The sequence below is a fragment of the Haloarcula sp. JP-L23 genome (genome assembly GCF_011602445.1).
Lineage (GTDB): Archaea > Halobacteriota > Halobacteria > Halobacteriales > Haloarculaceae > Haloarcula > Haloarcula pellucida.
In genome coordinates this window covers 165296-179868 of sequence record NZ_CP050017.1, presented here as the reverse complement: position 1 = coordinate 179868, position 14573 = coordinate 165296, and the positions used below count along the sequence as shown (strand labels likewise).

At 59.3% G+C, this 14573-nt stretch carries 17 protein-coding genes and 3 pseudogenes; 16 read left to right on the top strand and 4 right to left on the bottom strand.

Features of this window, described 5'->3' with window-relative positions:
- Positions 1-101: 101 nt before the first annotated feature.
- Entirely contained in the window at positions 102-359 is a 258-nt protein-coding gene (locus G9465_RS25975) for a winged helix-turn-helix domain-containing protein (RefSeq protein ID WP_227015871.1), read from the bottom strand.
- A gap of 338 nt (positions 360-697) precedes the next feature.
- Between G9465_RS25975 and G9465_RS23870 the strand changes: the two genes are divergently transcribed.
- Together G9465_RS23870 and G9465_RS23865 are read left to right on the top strand one after the other, a co-directional pair.
- Positions 698-1279, top strand: a complete 582-nt coding sequence (locus G9465_RS23870) for an SWIM zinc finger family protein (RefSeq protein ID WP_227015870.1) — start codon at positions 698-700, stop codon at positions 1277-1279.
- Positions 1280-1332: 53 nt separating this feature from the next.
- On the top strand, positions 1333-2229 hold the full coding sequence (locus G9465_RS23865) for a transcription initiation factor IIB family protein (RefSeq protein WP_166975580.1): 897 nt from the start codon (positions 1333-1335) through the stop codon (positions 2227-2229).
- A 280-nt stretch (positions 2230-2509) separates the two neighbouring features.
- Here the strand turns inward: G9465_RS23865 and G9465_RS23860 are convergent, their stop codons facing one another.
- Positions 2510-2866, bottom strand: a complete 357-nt coding sequence (locus tag G9465_RS23860) for a helix-turn-helix domain-containing protein (RefSeq protein WP_166975578.1) — start codon at positions 2864-2866, stop codon at positions 2510-2512.
- Positions 2867-2928: 62 nt separating this feature from the next.
- On the opposite strand from G9465_RS23860, the gene G9465_RS23855 reads away from it, so the two are divergent.
- From G9465_RS23855 to G9465_RS23830, 6 genes and pseudogenes are all read left to right on the top strand, one after another.
- The gene (locus G9465_RS23855) at positions 2929-3630 is read left to right on the top strand and encodes an SDR family NAD(P)-dependent oxidoreductase (protein ID WP_166975575.1); all 702 of its coding nucleotides are present in this window, start codon (positions 2929-2931) and stop codon (positions 3628-3630) included.
- The gene (locus G9465_RS23850; RefSeq protein WP_166975572.1) at positions 3630-4121 is read left to right on the top strand and encodes a DoxX family protein; all 492 of its coding nucleotides are present in this window, start codon (positions 3630-3632) and stop codon (positions 4119-4121) included. The genes G9465_RS23855 and G9465_RS23850 overlap by 1 nt, the downstream gene beginning before the upstream one ends.
- Positions 4122-4150: 29 nt before the next feature.
- Positions 4151-4990 (top strand): VOC family protein, encoded by an 840-nt coding sequence (locus G9465_RS23845; protein WP_193571775.1) that lies wholly within the window; start codon positions 4151-4153, stop codon positions 4988-4990.
- A 233-nt stretch (positions 4991-5223) separates the two neighbouring features.
- Entirely contained in the window at positions 5224-5511 is a 288-nt protein-coding gene (locus tag G9465_RS23840) for a hypothetical protein (RefSeq protein WP_166975569.1), read from the top strand.
- Positions 5512-5705: 194 nt separating this feature from the next.
- Positions 5706-6032: a hypothetical protein gene (locus G9465_RS23835; RefSeq protein ID WP_227015869.1), complete on the top strand. Its 327-nt coding sequence runs from the start codon at positions 5706-5708 to the stop codon at positions 6030-6032.
- Positions 6033-6072: 40 nt separating this feature from the next.
- Positions 6073-6895 (top strand): annotated as a pseudogene (locus G9465_RS23830) (N-6 DNA methylase).
- Positions 6896-7302: 407 nt separating this feature from the next.
- On the opposite strand, the pseudogene G9465_RS23825 reads toward G9465_RS23830, so the two are convergent.
- Positions 7303-8485 (bottom strand): annotated as a pseudogene (locus G9465_RS23825) (trans-sulfuration enzyme family protein).
- A gap of 216 nt (positions 8486-8701) precedes the next feature.
- On the opposite strand from G9465_RS23825, the pseudogene G9465_RS23820 reads away from it, so the two are divergent.
- From G9465_RS23820 to G9465_RS23785, 8 genes and pseudogenes are all read left to right on the top strand, one after another.
- Positions 8702-9048, top strand: a pseudogene (locus G9465_RS23820) (antibiotic biosynthesis monooxygenase family protein).
- A 199-nt stretch (positions 9049-9247) separates the two neighbouring features.
- Positions 9248-10081 carry a hypothetical protein gene (locus G9465_RS23815; protein ID WP_166975563.1) on the top strand — a complete coding sequence of 278 codons (834 nt, stop codon included), beginning with the start codon at positions 9248-9250 and terminating at the stop codon, positions 10079-10081.
- The gene (locus G9465_RS23810) at positions 10081-10524 is read left to right on the top strand and encodes a hypothetical protein (RefSeq protein WP_166975560.1); all 444 of its coding nucleotides are present in this window, start codon (positions 10081-10083) and stop codon (positions 10522-10524) included. Before G9465_RS23815 ends, G9465_RS23810 begins: the two co-directional genes overlap by 1 nt.
- A gap of 86 nt (positions 10525-10610) precedes the next feature.
- Complete coding sequence (locus tag G9465_RS23805) at positions 10611-11615, top strand: hypothetical protein (protein ID WP_166975557.1); 1005 nt, start codon at positions 10611-10613, stop codon at positions 11613-11615.
- Between the two features lie 49 nt (positions 11616-11664).
- Positions 11665-12075, top strand: a complete 411-nt coding sequence (locus G9465_RS23800) for a TRAM domain-containing protein (RefSeq protein WP_166975554.1) — start codon at positions 11665-11667, stop codon at positions 12073-12075.
- A 446-nt stretch (positions 12076-12521) separates the two neighbouring features.
- On the top strand, positions 12522-13133 hold the full coding sequence (locus G9465_RS23795) for a DUF6735 family protein (protein WP_166975551.1): 612 nt from the start codon (positions 12522-12524) through the stop codon (positions 13131-13133).
- Positions 13117-13314 carry a hypothetical protein gene (locus G9465_RS23790; protein WP_166975548.1) on the top strand — a complete coding sequence of 66 codons (198 nt, stop codon included), beginning with the start codon at positions 13117-13119 and terminating at the stop codon, positions 13312-13314. The genes G9465_RS23795 and G9465_RS23790 overlap by 17 nt, the downstream gene beginning before the upstream one ends.
- A gap of 242 nt (positions 13315-13556) precedes the next feature.
- A complete protein-coding gene (locus G9465_RS23785; RefSeq protein WP_166975545.1) occupies positions 13557-14198 on the top strand; it encodes a hypothetical protein in 642 nt (213 codons plus the stop codon).
- Here G9465_RS23785 and G9465_RS23780 read toward each other — a convergent pair.
- Positions 14195-14527, bottom strand: coding sequence for a hypothetical protein (locus G9465_RS23780; protein WP_166975542.1), 333 nt, complete (start codon positions 14525-14527; stop codon positions 14195-14197). The genes G9465_RS23785 and G9465_RS23780 overlap by 4 nt on opposite strands.
- Positions 14528-14573 lie beyond the last annotated feature (46 nt).

The following is a 14573-nucleotide window of genomic DNA, read 5'->3' as shown; positions in this document are numbered from 1 at the left end:
GTTGGAGACGCCGACGGCGTCGCGTCATCATGAACGAGTCTTCCTCTCTCGCACGACCTCGAGGCATTCGGCCTGCTCCGCTGTAGATATTGGGATGGCGGCTACTCGGTCGAGTCAGAGACCCTGTCTGGTGTCGTGATCGAGTAGAGACGTTTGCGGGCGTCGGCGAAATATATCTCCTCTTCGACGACGTTTTTCTCCAACAGTACTTTCAACGCGGACCTGACGGTTCTAGGAGAGAGCAAGGTCTCTTCGGCGAGCTGACTCTGTGTTAGCTCGTTTTCGTATTCCAACGTTTTATATACGAGCTTGGCGCTGGGGGGGACGTCAGCGAGGTGTTTGCGCCGATCCTTGCTCACAAGTACATATTGAACGTGATCACGACAATACTTCTGTTGACCTCTTTTGTAACAGATGTCTGAGAACTTCCCGATATAGCTGTTCTTGTGTGTGGTTTTGCGCCACGTCTCAGAGATCGCTGCTAGATAACCTCTGAGTGTACCTTGCAGCGTAGACCATCCAGTCAAAACGAGTCGGTTCTCACAGCGGTTTTGTGTGCCCCCAGCGGGTGCGGGGCGTTCCACAGCGGGCGCGCCGTCTGCCAACCATGTCATCTAATAACGACACACCTGGGAGACGAGCAACGACTGACGAAGCTGAGATTGACGACCGGACCGTCGCAGCACTGACCGATGTGATGACTGTGCTGGATTCGGTCGGACGGACTGCCGACGCTCCGTACCTGTACCTCGTGGTGTCGGGCTCCGGGTCGGCATACCTCGTCGACACGGCCGAGGACCGGTGTGAGTGTCCGGACGACACGTATCGGCCGGTTGAATGCAAACATCGCCGGCGTGTCGCATTCGCTATCGGCGAGCGTCCCATCCCCGAGTGGGTTGACCCGGCGGCTCTCGACGATCAGTTCGGATTGCACGTCGACGCCGACCCGCGTCGAGCAGTTGCTGACGGCGGCGGCGTCCGGACATCGGTGGACGAGAGCAACGTTACTGGGCCGACCAGTGGCCCGCTTGCCGTCGGGGCCGACGACGATCCACGAACGAAGCGTGCGAAGCGCGAAGATATCGACGTCTCGTTCCTCGCGAAGCCCGGCCGGTACGAGATATATTCGGCGTCCGGTAGTGTCTACGAAGTCGACGTCGTCGAGAAGACGTGTAGCTGTCCGGACGACGTGGCGCGATGCAAGCACCTCCGGCGGGTCGACATCGAGATTCGAGCAGGGTTGGTTCCTCGACCTGACGGCCGACTGCCGGATGCGTAGCCGGTTCGAACCGAGTGATTTTGCGCCTCTCTGGCGAGTGAGAGAATCTTCCCATGGCTTCGAGCACTGTCCAGCAGGAGTCGGACGTATCGACACAGCAGTGTCCAGAATGTGGTGGTGACCTCGTTCAGGACGCGCACGAAACTCACTGTGGAGCGTGTGGCCTCGTCGTCGAGGACGATCCAGTCGACCACGGGCCCGAGTGGCGGTCGTTCGACCGCGAGGGACGCAAGCGAACCGGTGCACCACGGACGGTCACCCTCCACGACAGAGGCCTATCCACTGACATCGGGACCGGCGGAGCCGATGTCTCGTCCCGGAAGCAGCGTCGACTCTCCCGGCAGCGGCGACTGCACTCTCGAGCGAAGTTCGAGTCCAAGCGAGAACGCAATCTGTCACATGGCCTCGGAGATATCCGACGGCTGGTCGGAGCGCTAGACCAGAGTGACGCGGTCCAACAGCAAGCGTCGACGCTGTTCAAACAGGCTCAAGATGCGAACCTGCTCATCGGTCGGTCGATCGAAAGTGGCGCTGCAGCCGCAGTGTACGCTGCCGGTCGGTGCCATATCGTCATCCGGATGGCTGATGTCGTTGACGTCGCCCGCTGTTACGCATGCGACGCTTGGGGGACGTACCGAACGTTCCAGCGTGAGCTTGAGATACCGATTCCGGTGCAACTCCCGGTCGACTGGGTCCCGACAGTGATCTCGGAGCTTCCACTCACGGTGTCGCCGGCTCTTCGACAGGACGCAACCCAATTGGCAGCGACCGCCACTGACTCGGCGGTGCTGAACGGCAATCCGATCGGCATCGCTGCCGGCGCTGTATATCTGGCTGGGACGGACGCTGACCTGCGGCTGACACAGGAGACAATCAGCGAGGCCGTAGATATCTCGCCGGTCACCGTCCGAGCGTGGTATCAGCGGCTTGCAGAGCTCGCTGATGAGTGATTCGTAACGATAGCAGTATAGAGCGTGTCATACAATAGTTCTCAACCATAATATTCCACTATTTCTACCCAGAATGGAAACTGGAGTGCAGTGTTTTTCTAGATTGGGCGTGAGATGAAGCTGTTGTAATCTCCGCGTAGAGAGGATGAGACGTATTCTATGACACGCTGGTATAATGAGGCGCTCTTTTTGACCGTTCTAACTGAAGAGAGAAGGCGATAACCAGTTAACCAGTATAGAGTGTATATTTCGCAACTCGGCGGCTCGGAGGGTCATTGGTTTATTCAAGCCAGTCCGCTCCCCATTCATCTAAAGCATCAAACACGGGGCAGAGTTCGCCCCCCTTCTCGGTCAACGTGTAATAACTGGCGACTGGCGACTCCAACTCCTTCCGGTTGGCGATGAATCCATCCTCCTCTAAGGTGTCAAGGACGCGAGACAGTGTATAGGAACTCGCCCCCGTTGACCGTTTGAGTTCATTGAACCGCTTTTCTCCACCTCGTAAGTCGTTGAGGACGACAAGTTTCCACTTCGACCCCACCGCTTCAACTGCCCCAACGACGTTACAGACGTCCGCATTACGCCGTTCAACGTCGGTCTTTTCCTCTGCATCAGCCTCCGGTGGTTGGGTCGGCATAACCTAGTCACATGGTTGTTGCCTGAGTTATTAATAGGTTTGCACCTAAACCAGGTAATGTAATGAAACTACAAAACACGACGGTGCTCGTGACCGGTGCGACCGGGAATATGGGCCCGTACGTGACGGATGCGCTCATTGACCGCGGTGCCGACGTCGTCGGTACCTACGTCACCGAAAGTGCGAGGGACAGTGTCAAGACGCGCGCCGAGTACGCCGACGCGGTGTCGTACCACCAAGTTGATCTAACCGATCAGGCAGCGGTCGAAGCATTCGCCGAGACTGTCGCCGACGACCATGGGTCGGTCGATCATATCGTCGGCCTCGCCGGGGGGTTCTCGATGGGCGGTATCAGCGATACCGACGGCGATGCGTTCGAAGCCGCATTCAGTCGTCATGCAACGACGGCGTTTCTGACCGCCAAGACCTTCGCAGACGACCTTGACGAGCAGAGCGGCGTCGTCCTGTTCAGCTCCGACCGGGCTATCGATCCGGTACCGGGAACGCTCGCCTACAACGTCGGGAAGGGCGCGGTCCGGACGCTGACCGAGTCGCTTGACGTCGAAATCGACACCCGCGTCAACGCGATCGCCCCGTTCCTCATCGACGTGCCGGGGAACCGCGAAGCGATGCCCGACGCCGACTTCTCGGAATGGACGGCCCCCGAATCCATCGTCGATGAAGTAATCCACCTACTTTCGAACGAGGGCGTGACGGGGCAGGTCGTTCAGATGACCGGCGGCCAGCCGGAGGTGGAGGCCTAATGGCCCAAACTGTATCACGTCAACAATCATCAGAGGCGACTACGCGGTGGGTTCTGGCCCTCGCTCGCCTCGCCCTCGGGATTCCGATGCTCATCTCCGGTGTCGGCAAAGTGTTCGCAATCGGGCCGAAATCGATGGGTATCTCCGGGTTCACAGGCTTCTTGGCGAGTCTCGGCGTTCCACTACCTACGATCGCCGCTTGGGGTGTCGGTCTCCTCGAACTTGTCGGTGGTGTCTTGTTGCTCGCCGGCTTGGCCGTTCGACTCGTAAGCGCGCTAATCGCCATCGATATGCTCGTCGCGACGGGACTGTACCACCTTCCCAACGGGTATCCTGCCGCTAGTGGCGGTATTGAATTGACACTCACATTAACCTTGGTCGCAGTAGCGCTTGCTCTGAGTGGCCCTGGAGTACTTTCGATCGAACACGTGCTGTTCGATCACGAAGACCACTCCGCTGATTCGTCTCAGTCGCGGGCCATAGATAGATAAGCAGCACTCAAAGCCTCATACTGAATCCAATGAATACAGATGTCCTCCCACAGGAAACACATATCGGACGGACAGCACTCACGGTGTCGGACCTAACGGAAATGGCGGATTTCTACCGGGATGTCGTCGGACTTACGGTATTCAGTCACTCCGACACGACAGCTGTTCTCGGTGTCGAGGATACCCCGCTGCTCATTCTGGAGCACGACCCGGATGCACTCCCCCGCCACCAGTCGGGAGCCGGCCTCTTCCACAACGCGTTCAGGGTTCCCTCGCGTGAGGCGTTGGGCGATGCGTTAGCTCGCATTCGGGAACAATGGCAACTCGGCGGTGCATCTGACCACGGCGTCAGTGAGGCACTGTACCTTACTGACCCGGCGGGCAATGGCATCGAAATCTACCAAGATTACCCGCGTGAGGAGTGGCCTCTCGGTGAGGACGGGCGCATTCGAATGGGCACTCATCCCCTTGATCTTGACCATGTGGAAGCTGCTGCCGCAGGCGAATCAGGGCTTCCCGCTGGAACGGACGTGGGGCACGTTCACCTCGAAGTGTCCTCGCTTGAGGCGTTCACCGACTTCTACGTGGACACCATTGGGTTCGAAGTACAAACGGAAGTGCCAGCCGCACTCTTCGTCGGTGCTGGCGGATACCACCATCATATCGCTGCGAACACGTGGAACCATCGGTCCGGCCCAGTCAGCGGCAGAGGGCTGTCGTGGTTCGAAGTGGTCCTTCCCGACACAGGGGCACTCGACGAGATCCAAGAGCGAATTGCGGACAGTCAGTATCCGGTCACTGAGACGGACGATGGTATCTCTGTTACAGGGCCAGACGAGATTGAGGTACGGTTCCGGGTCCGAACGTAGCTTCTAGCTCCGTTCAGCCCGCTCTTCTAAACGCCAAGATATTCTGAGAGACTAACTGGTGGTCAATAAGCATATTTATTGAACTAGCTCTAGTATTAAATCTATACAAAATTCTAATCGATTTCAGAGGGACACGTCGGCTAGCGTTCTCGAGTGGGGAGGACGGCCTCGCCGATCGTCGCACGTTGTCGAAGCGAGCACAGATGTGGGCAGACACCTGTCTCAGCGAATGTGTGACAGCTACACCAACCAGCATGATTGCCGTCTGGAAGTCGGGCGAGGCTACAGTTTGCTGGCCATTCATCGTCGACGGAGACAAGAAACAGGTCTGGGCGGCCGCCAGTCTCGACTGTGACGCTCGCCACGAGTGCGGCACGCCATATTTCTGTCTGAGTTTCGCGAACAGCAGGGAAGTCGAGACCGTGAGTGCCGTCCGGTTGGGCCGTCACTCGTCTCTCGGCGTCAGCGTACTCGCTGGCTGGGGATGGGGACTCGGCTGTTTTCATGGTGAGTCCTCGTGAATTGTGCTAGTATTTCACTATCAAAGAACGTTGTGGTAGAGGCGTCCTCTGAGCGATTTTATGGACTCTCTGGTGGCCGAGAGAGATTCCAAATGAGTAGCACTCGACAATCAGAAACGACACTGGAATGGCGCTGGAACGACCGGACAGAGAATCGTCCGTTACCACCGACCTGGGCAACGAACGGCAACCATGTGCCTGTTGGTGATGACGAACAGCCGCTGTACGCGATTCAGTTCCGGGCTGGCCTCCTGCTGGAGTGGGAGGTCAACCAACGAACTGAAGCGCTCGTCGCCGGTCCGAGGCGAGAGCGCCCAGCCCTCCGCGTGCTGTACGTCACCCGGGATGGACGGCAGGCGATGGTCCGTGAGTGGGACGCTGAGCGAACGGCCTCGGGCTGGCGTCCCGACCCCGAGTTCGCTAGCAGCATCGCCAGAGCCCCCGCCGATTGCGACGACGTCGACGCCGAGAACCACGAGTCCTACCGGGCCTTACTGGAAAAGCGGTACGACGTCGCGTAGCGAGGCGCGTTTTCTGGGCTCTCTGGTGGCCGAGAGAGCCATGGCATCCCCACAGATTGACTGTGACGACATCGTTACGACGCTTGCCCGGATTCGCCAGCGCGGCCACAGTGCCCACACCGTATTTCGAGATTGGGTTGACCTGATGTTGTACGCGCTACAGCGGCGCGACGACCCGTACTTAGACATCGTCGACGACTACCGAGAGCCGGCGGATATGGACCTCCCCGAGGGAGAACGCTCGGTGGATCTGTTCGCGAAGGCCTTCGGCCAGCTCCAGGAGCAGATGGCCGCGACCGACGCCGACGTCCTCGGTGCCGTCTACGAGAAGTACGGTCTGTCCAGCGATGCGTTTGGGCAGCACTTCACTCCTCACGCAGTGTGTGAGCTGCTGGTCGATCTCGTCGGTGTCGGCGACGAGGCGGCCGACGACCAGCGGCCGACCATTACGGACCCGGCGTGTGGCAGCGGTCGGTTGCTCCTCACGGTTGGACGCACAGAGCCCGAGGCACTGTTCGTCGGACAGGACAAAGACCCACTGTGTGCGAAGATGGCCGCGTTGAACTGCTGTTTCCTCAATCTCGATGCGTACATCATCCAGGGCGATTCTCTAACTGTCGAGTATCAGCGAGTGTGGCAGACGTCCCAGTCGCCGATAGGCGGCGCTGTTCGCGAACTCGACGACGATGGGGTGGCGGCACTCGCGACTCGTTGACGACGCCTTCGAGAGCGGGTCTGGGGAGAGTGCTACTACCGATATGGGTGAGGCGTCTGCGGCTGGTGAGGAGGTCGCTCGGTCTGACCTATCGACCCTGACTGGTAGTGAGCAGGCATCGCTCCTTACGTTTGACAGCGACCACTGAGTACGGGTAGGTTTGTGCGCCCCAGGAGGGTGCGGGGCGTATCCGAGTGGACGTCCCACCTAGAAACATGACTGACAACAACGATCCAGACACCGTTGAGCGTGTCGAACGAACCGATGTCGGGACCAGTCTCGAATCCCGTCTCAAACGGGGCACCAGTACTCGAGACGAAGACCGCATCACGATCAAAGCGAAGGGGAAACGGCAGCCGACACACTCGAAGCGTTCGAGACGCTGCTTGCAAGGTACGAATCGGAGTACAGCGATCGACTGCGAGCACTCCAGCCATCGCAGGACAATGACATCGACGCGACGTAATTTCCGAGTGGTCTGTTGAATCAACCACGAGAATGCGCGTGCGTACCGGTCACCAATATCGTCTTCCCGGTCACGAAAACCGGGCGTGCCTACGGTAGCGCTGTCCGGAGATCCTCACAGAGGTCGTCCGCGTCTTCGAGCCCGACCGATACCCGAACTAACATCTCGGAAATCTCCGCTGTAGCTTCCCGTGACCGATCTCGGCGAGGATCATCAGCGACGGCACCTCGATAAGGCTCTCGGTCCCACCGAGACTCGCTCCCGGCGTGAATATCTTAAGGCCCTCGACAAACGCCTCCAGCTCGATGGGCGTGCCATCGAACTCGAAGGAGAGCATCCCGCTGTACCCCGACATCTGCTCACTCGCAAGCTCGTGTTGCGGGTGGCTCTCAAGCCCCGGGTAGTAGACCTGCGCCACCCGGTCGTGGTCCTCGAGGAATCGCGCGACCGCCATCGCGTTCGCCTCGTGGTGTTCCATCCGCGCCGGCAACGTCTTCACACCCCGCCCGACCAAGTAACAGTCGAATGGCGACAGCATATTTCCAAGCCCGACCCGCTGGGCAAACGCCAGCTGGTTGGAGATCTCGTCATCGTCAGTAATGATGGCTCCGCCGATCGAGTCGGAGTGCCCGTTGAGATACTTGGTTGTGCTGTGGACGACAATGTCGGCACCCAGATTGAGTGGCGCCTGGAAGTACGGGCTCGCGAAGGTACTATCCACCCGAATGGGACGTCGTAGTCGGCGGCGATCTCGGCTATTGCCCGGATGTCGCACAGCCGCATCAGCGGGTTCGTCGGCGTCTCCGCCCAGATCAAGTCGGTGTCCGAATCGACTGCCGCGGCGACGTGTTCGGGATCGCGGGCGTCGACGAAGTCAATGTCGATGCCGAAATGGCCAGCGGCGAGTTCCGTGAGCAGTTTTTCGGTGCCGCTATAGATGGAGTCCGACGAGACGAGGTGGCCACCCGGCGGAACGAGTGACAGCATCGTGGTCGAGATCGCGGCCATCCCCGAAGCAAACGCCAACGCATGCTCGCCGCCTTCGAGGCGGGCTAACCGGTCTTCGAGGGCCGCCCGTGTCGGGTTACTCTCGCGCGAGTAGTCGTGTTCGTTGCCGTCGCCCCCGCTGGCCCACTCGAAGGTAGTCGAGAGGTGGATTGGCGAGACAACGTCGTTCGTTCCCTCTCTGTGAGGGTGCGTCTCGGTTTCGGCAGCGCCGGCGGCGATGGTCGCGAAGCGGTTCTCTATGTCCCGGTCATCGTTTCGTGTCATAACTGACTCACCTCAAGGCCCACGCGGTACAGACCTCCGCTACGAGGCACTCCATATGTGTGTTCACTGGAGCGATGGATAGGTGTGGAGGCCGAGGCAAGAGTAGCCAGAAGGACAACCTCGAGAGGAACGCTAGGGGTACAAGCAGGCCGTCGCGAGCGGCCGTGTTTTCGGTGGGGTAGTGTCTTATCTGAGTGGGCGAGTGAACTGGTAGTGATGTATCTCGTCACGTTCCGTCTCGACCCGGGGGAGTACGACGCGGAGTTTCACGAGTTGAACGACGCGGTTCAGGCGGCTGCAGAGGCCACGGAGGGATATCTAGGGAAACGGACGTGGCAGGCCCCGAGGGCGAGGAGGTTTTCGTCGTCTACTACTGGGACTCGCTGGACGCGCTCGAGTCGTTCGGGACAGACTCGGACCACAGACGGGCGAAGCAACGGTGGGCGGAGTGGTACGACGCGTACGAAGTCACCGTCGCGGAAGTCGTCGAGGCGTACGGGAGCGGGTTCGGTGATGACGCCGACCCACCCGCGTCGGACAGTACGGTCCCGTTCGACGGGTGAACTCTGCAAGTGGGGCGATACACACACTCACTGCAATGAGTGACCACTCTTTCCTCCCCTCTGAACTGCTGTACTGCTAACGGTGTGTCGTGTAACCAACAGACCCTGCAACCTCCCTCCCAGCTAGGCCCCAATATGGCCATCCCTGTCTATCACTGGCCGATTTTGTGCTGCCTCTTGCGGTGGAGGCATTCCAGCAATGCACGCCGAGACAGACGAGACAGTCGAACCGACCTTCGTCGAGGAAATTCCGTTCGAACCAGACATCGAACGAACCATCGCAGCCGAACACGGGCTCCCGTTCTACGTCGACATCGATCGACCGGACGACGTGCCAGCAGACGAGGCCGAACGTACTATTGATCTCGCCGAACGGGTACTCTCCGCCGGTGGCCGCCGTACCGGCTTCGGGCACCACGAGGAAATACGGCAGTCGATGGCCAACTGGGCACCTGACCGGGGCGAAGACCGAGCGGATGATCCCGGCTACTGGTGGCGGATGGTCTACACCATGTCCCCTCGAGAACGGAACTTCGGCCGGCTGCAGGGTGACCCCGACGAGCAGTTGCAGAAGGCCAGAACCGTACTGGTGTGGGCCAGCGACTATATCGACGAGGACGTGTTGCGAGAGATCGAACACGCCCAGCTGACCGATATCGAGCAGGCCTGGCACGACGCCGCCGAAGCTGCGAAAGAGCGGCGTGCCATCGAGGCGTTCGAACAGGACCCACCAGCGGAGTTCGAGGGCTGGACACGGTTTGCCGCCGACCATGATTGTGTCGACGTCGCTTACCACGCCAAGAACCACGGGACGCCAGTCGTTGCAACGGTGTTCCGGACTAGCGACGGGAGCATGGACGCTCAAGAGTTCACGCTCGAAGCGTGGCTCGACGCCGGCGGCGATCCGCAGGTGGCTCGCCCGAATCGGTACTGCGTCACCTGCACTGGCGATGGCCCTTACGCTCGTCTGCGCTCGCATCTGCAGACGTTCGACGTCGACTCGCTTGCTGAAAATTCGCTGGAGGAGTGCTGATGTCACGACACCGCTCTCGCACGTCACAACAGCGCCAGTCCGAGTTTGCTGAATCGTTCGCTTGCGAGTTCGACGCCGCTGCGATCCATAATACGGTGTGGGAGACCGTCGACGAAGACGCGGACCTGGCACGACTCTGTGATGCGGTCGCGGCTGCTGACGAAGCGCTCGCTGTTCGTGTTGACGATGCGTTCGCAGCGAAACTCGATGAAGCGTGGGGACGCCTCGACTGGGTCGCCCGACAACGTGCCCTTGAGGTCGTCGTCGAAGCCTGTGCTGTAGTCATCACCGACGGTGAGCAGTGGGTTACGGACGGTCACTGGGACGCTGAAGAAATCACCGACGCGCAGACGGAAGCGCAAGACTGGATGGCCACGCACACTGAGATAGCCGAGCGGGCCGGCGTTCTTACCGACATCGCGACGCACACAGCTGACGACTGACTGGTGTTCCACACCCCGCTATCGATTTGTTTTCTGACCCCCCAGAGGCCGGTGGTTTATCAATGAGGACGAACAGACGCAGGTGTGTGACCGATAGGAACCCTGAATTCGACCCCGCAGATCTCCGAGGTGCGGCAAGTTCTGATCCCAAGACCAGTCGGGACAATGGCGACGGTCGACGCGGTGACTATCCAACGCGGTCGACAGAGGATTCAAATCGCTGTGAGTCCTGCTCTCGGACGATTCCTGCCGAGGAGCAGCAGTGTCCCTTCTGTGCGACTGCAGGTGTCACCGACTCTCCAGCGGAGGGACAGTCGGACGATGAGTGGACGTTCGGCCGTGTCGTCGTCGCCGTCGTCGACGCCAACTCGACGTACCACGCGAAGGCACTCGGGGCAGCGGCATTCTCTATTGCTGACGATCTCGTTGCCGGGCCAGACACGTCCCACGGTGAAGTCAAATCCGTCGCGGACTTCGAAACCGAGCCAGCCTCACACCTTACTGAGGGGTGGCCATCGTTGCCGGCGGCAGTCCCTCTCACTGAGGAGACCGGGCGCGAGGTACTTGCGGCCGCCCGCACACAGACCAGCTGGGCGGCCGACGACGCCACTCCAGTCATCTATCGCGAGGACGGGACGCCGATCCTGGACGAGAGTGAGTTCGACTCTCTCTTAGCTGACTCCACTGGGATGTCGTACTGGGTTGTACCAGGACTTGTCCAGCGCTACGACGCATCGCCGGACGTCGACGCACTCATTGAGCACTTCGAGGGCGCGACCATCGAACACGAGCTCGCCTGTCGAGCGTGTCAGACGAGTACCGCGCATACCTACGTTGGTGGGGATGGGGTCGCGACACACCCGTATACTGGGCGCGCGATATGGGTGTGTCAGGACTGTGGCCACCCTCGTCACGAACCTGCGGCGGCCGACGCTCGGCCAGACTTGCGTGACCGACCAGCACTTGCTGAGCGGTCTGCGGGTTCGTCGACTGACGCGACCCACCGTGAGATAGCTGCACTTCAGGTGCAGGAATTCGACGCTCAGCTCACGGCTTATCGCGAGCGCTATGGCCGATATCCGTGGCAATAGACTCAAATAGACCGACACTGACACACGACCACGAGGATATTTGGCATAGATGCATATTCCATCCCACCTTCGCAGTCTGTTTACTGCCGACATTGAGGAGACCGAGGAGTCGTTTGTCGTCGAGATTCCCGAGAGTGAGATTGACGCCGGAGCTCTGGATGCTGGTGAGACGTATCGAATCGCACTCATCCCCACAGACCCGGCGACACAGCAGTCCAGTAGCGCATCGCAGTCGTCTGATTCTGCAGTCCCACAGCCACCCGTCGAGGAAGGGGAGACACGCCGTGTCGAAATCGAGACGCTTGGCGATCAGGGTGATGGGATTGCGAAAATCGAGCGTGGGTACGTCGTCATCGTTCCCGACACGGAAATCGGTGAACGCGTCGCTGTCGAGATCGAGTCGGTCACTCAGAACGTGGCCTTCGGCTCCGTTACTGAACGACTCAGCTACTACGCGTAGTCGTCGGGTCGACATCTCTGAAGCTTGATCCGCTGACTCAACGTTCGCGCATCTATGTAGTACCGTTGTTCCACACACCAAAAGCCGCCGGGGGTACCACACCCGGCGGAATTGATAATGGGGTGGGAAGTGGGGGATGACGGACACGCTGGGAGTGATGGCTTCAGCGGTGTCCGCAGCGGACGTTATCTGTGGGCTGTATTGAAGATTCTGGCCCAAGCATCGAACTGTAATCGGCCAAGCCGCGACAAGTGCCATTCAGATCGGTTTGGCCAATTACCGAGTCGGCCACCGCTACCGACGAGTCCTGACGAGACGCTTCCACGACCCAACCACAGTCACTCATCAGCGTCCCGGCGACGGTGTCGAGTCGCTCACTCGCCTCGGCTGTCGTTTTGTGTGCCCCCAAGTGGATGCGGGGTGACACAGTCCCCCGCTGATACTGCATGGGACATCGCGCACTCGTTGCCTACGAACGACCGGACAGCACGTACAATATCCACTACACGCACTGGGGTGGGCTCAATCTCCGACTCAAACAGGCGATCACGTCACAGACGCCCTTCGGTGGCGACACACCCTCGGACCAACAGCAAGCGACGTACAAACAACTCCAGACGGCGACCAGTGTCAATGCCGACGCGTTCGAGGAAGAGGGTGACACTCGGGTCTGGATCGAGCCAGAGGTTGTCGGGGCGACGTTCGATGACGTGCTAGAGACGCACTTGAACTACTGTTCGCACGAAGCACTGTACGTCGTCGATGCCGACCTGCGAGTCACGGCGTATCGCACGCATTGGTTCGGGTTGCAGTACGATTGTGAGTCGATTACCGACGGTGCGAGGACCGGCAACGGCGCAGTTAGGACCGTCCGGTGGTACAACGGTGAGCCAGTCGGTGATGGCTATGTGCAGGGGGAGTTTCAGGCACTCAGGGATGTCGTCGGCGACATGGTCGACCGTGGGGTGTTCACGCGGCAGTCAGCGGTCGGGTACATGGAACAGCAACTTCGAGAGTGGACTGGGCAGGGGCAGGAGTTGCATGTTCGGACGGCTTGATTCGGTGTGGTTTGACGGCGTCCGCGACGGGTTGGCGAATTATATGGAGACGGTTGTGTGGGCTGTAGAGTTGGAGACGACAATCGAGCGGACGGACGACCTGATTGACGAGACCGTCCACGAGCTGTCTAGGCTGACCCGAAGAAGAAATCGAGATTGTGGGGAAGAGATCGGGGAATAAAGTGGTCTCGCTGCTTCACTGAGTTACTACCGCAAGGAGATAGAACACGAGAAGGGCAATGACTACAACCGGGATGAGATCAGCAAAGAATGTAGCTAGCCCACCGACATCTCCCCCTGAAACGCCCTGAGAACGATTAAGAGGACCCCACCAGTGACGACAAGAGAAAAAATGGTCTGGACAAACTCTAGCGAGTCACTCATCGTATTCTGGGTGTGGTGCCGAGTGTGTAAGGTCTTACTGTGGAGGGGAAAGAACTAGTGGATCCGCAATTAGGATTGAATGTGAGCGTCTGGTCGATACTCGGTGGTGAAGCGGGGCAGATCCTTCGCCGGACAGCCGAATATCTGCCAGTAATGGGAGTGGTCTCCATTTTCACTGTTGGTGGCCTCGTGGCGAGTGGACAGCGACATGTCGCACTTTATGCAATGCTGGCGCTGCTCAGCTTATGTTTATATTTTGCACTCCTCGATTTGAACGACGAGACACAGTCAGCTGCTGAAGCAACTGACAGCACGCTGGTGAGTTTTGTGCTGACAATCGTACTCGTTCTCTACTACAACGTTGTCGTGTTCCTCACTGTCGCTCTCGCCTTGAGCTTCCAGATTGCTGGATTCGAAGCGGCCGCGGTGCTGATGGCTACCGGGTATCCGATTTACGACGCCGAGATGGCGAGCCTCCGGTCGCCATTCAGTATCGCTGGAGCATTAGTAGTGTCACTTGCCGTGATTGCGGCGGGTCTGCGTTGGGCTGAACAACGCGTTGGAACTGATGTGCTTGAGGGCGATCTGGCGTCACTTGAACGGCTCCGGGAGTCGACGTCGGTCCTGCAAGAGTTAGTGGTCACGAAAACGGCACGTGGACGTCAACGATTAGCGAGTTAGTCAGCATCACTTCCATCTCCGAGTCGGCAGGCAAGTCGCTTGTGATACGCTGCAACACCGAGTGGAATGATGCCGCCACCAAGGAGTTCGACGGCCGGGACAGTACCACCGCTCGCGATGAGGAAGGCTGGTACGACTATGATGGCGCCGATTGCACACCCAGTCCCCAGCTCGAGGGAACCTTTGACGAATTCCCCGGCGAGCTGTTCATGGGGTGTAGATGCTTGGAGACGGTCGTGAATCCAGCTCTGTGTGGCCGACGATTCGTCGTCAGGCTGGTCCTCGGATACTGTGGAAGACTCAAGCTGTGCCTCCTGCTGGTCGGCCATGTACTGCTAGCGGTGGCTGACAGCATCATGAAACCACTAGATGAGT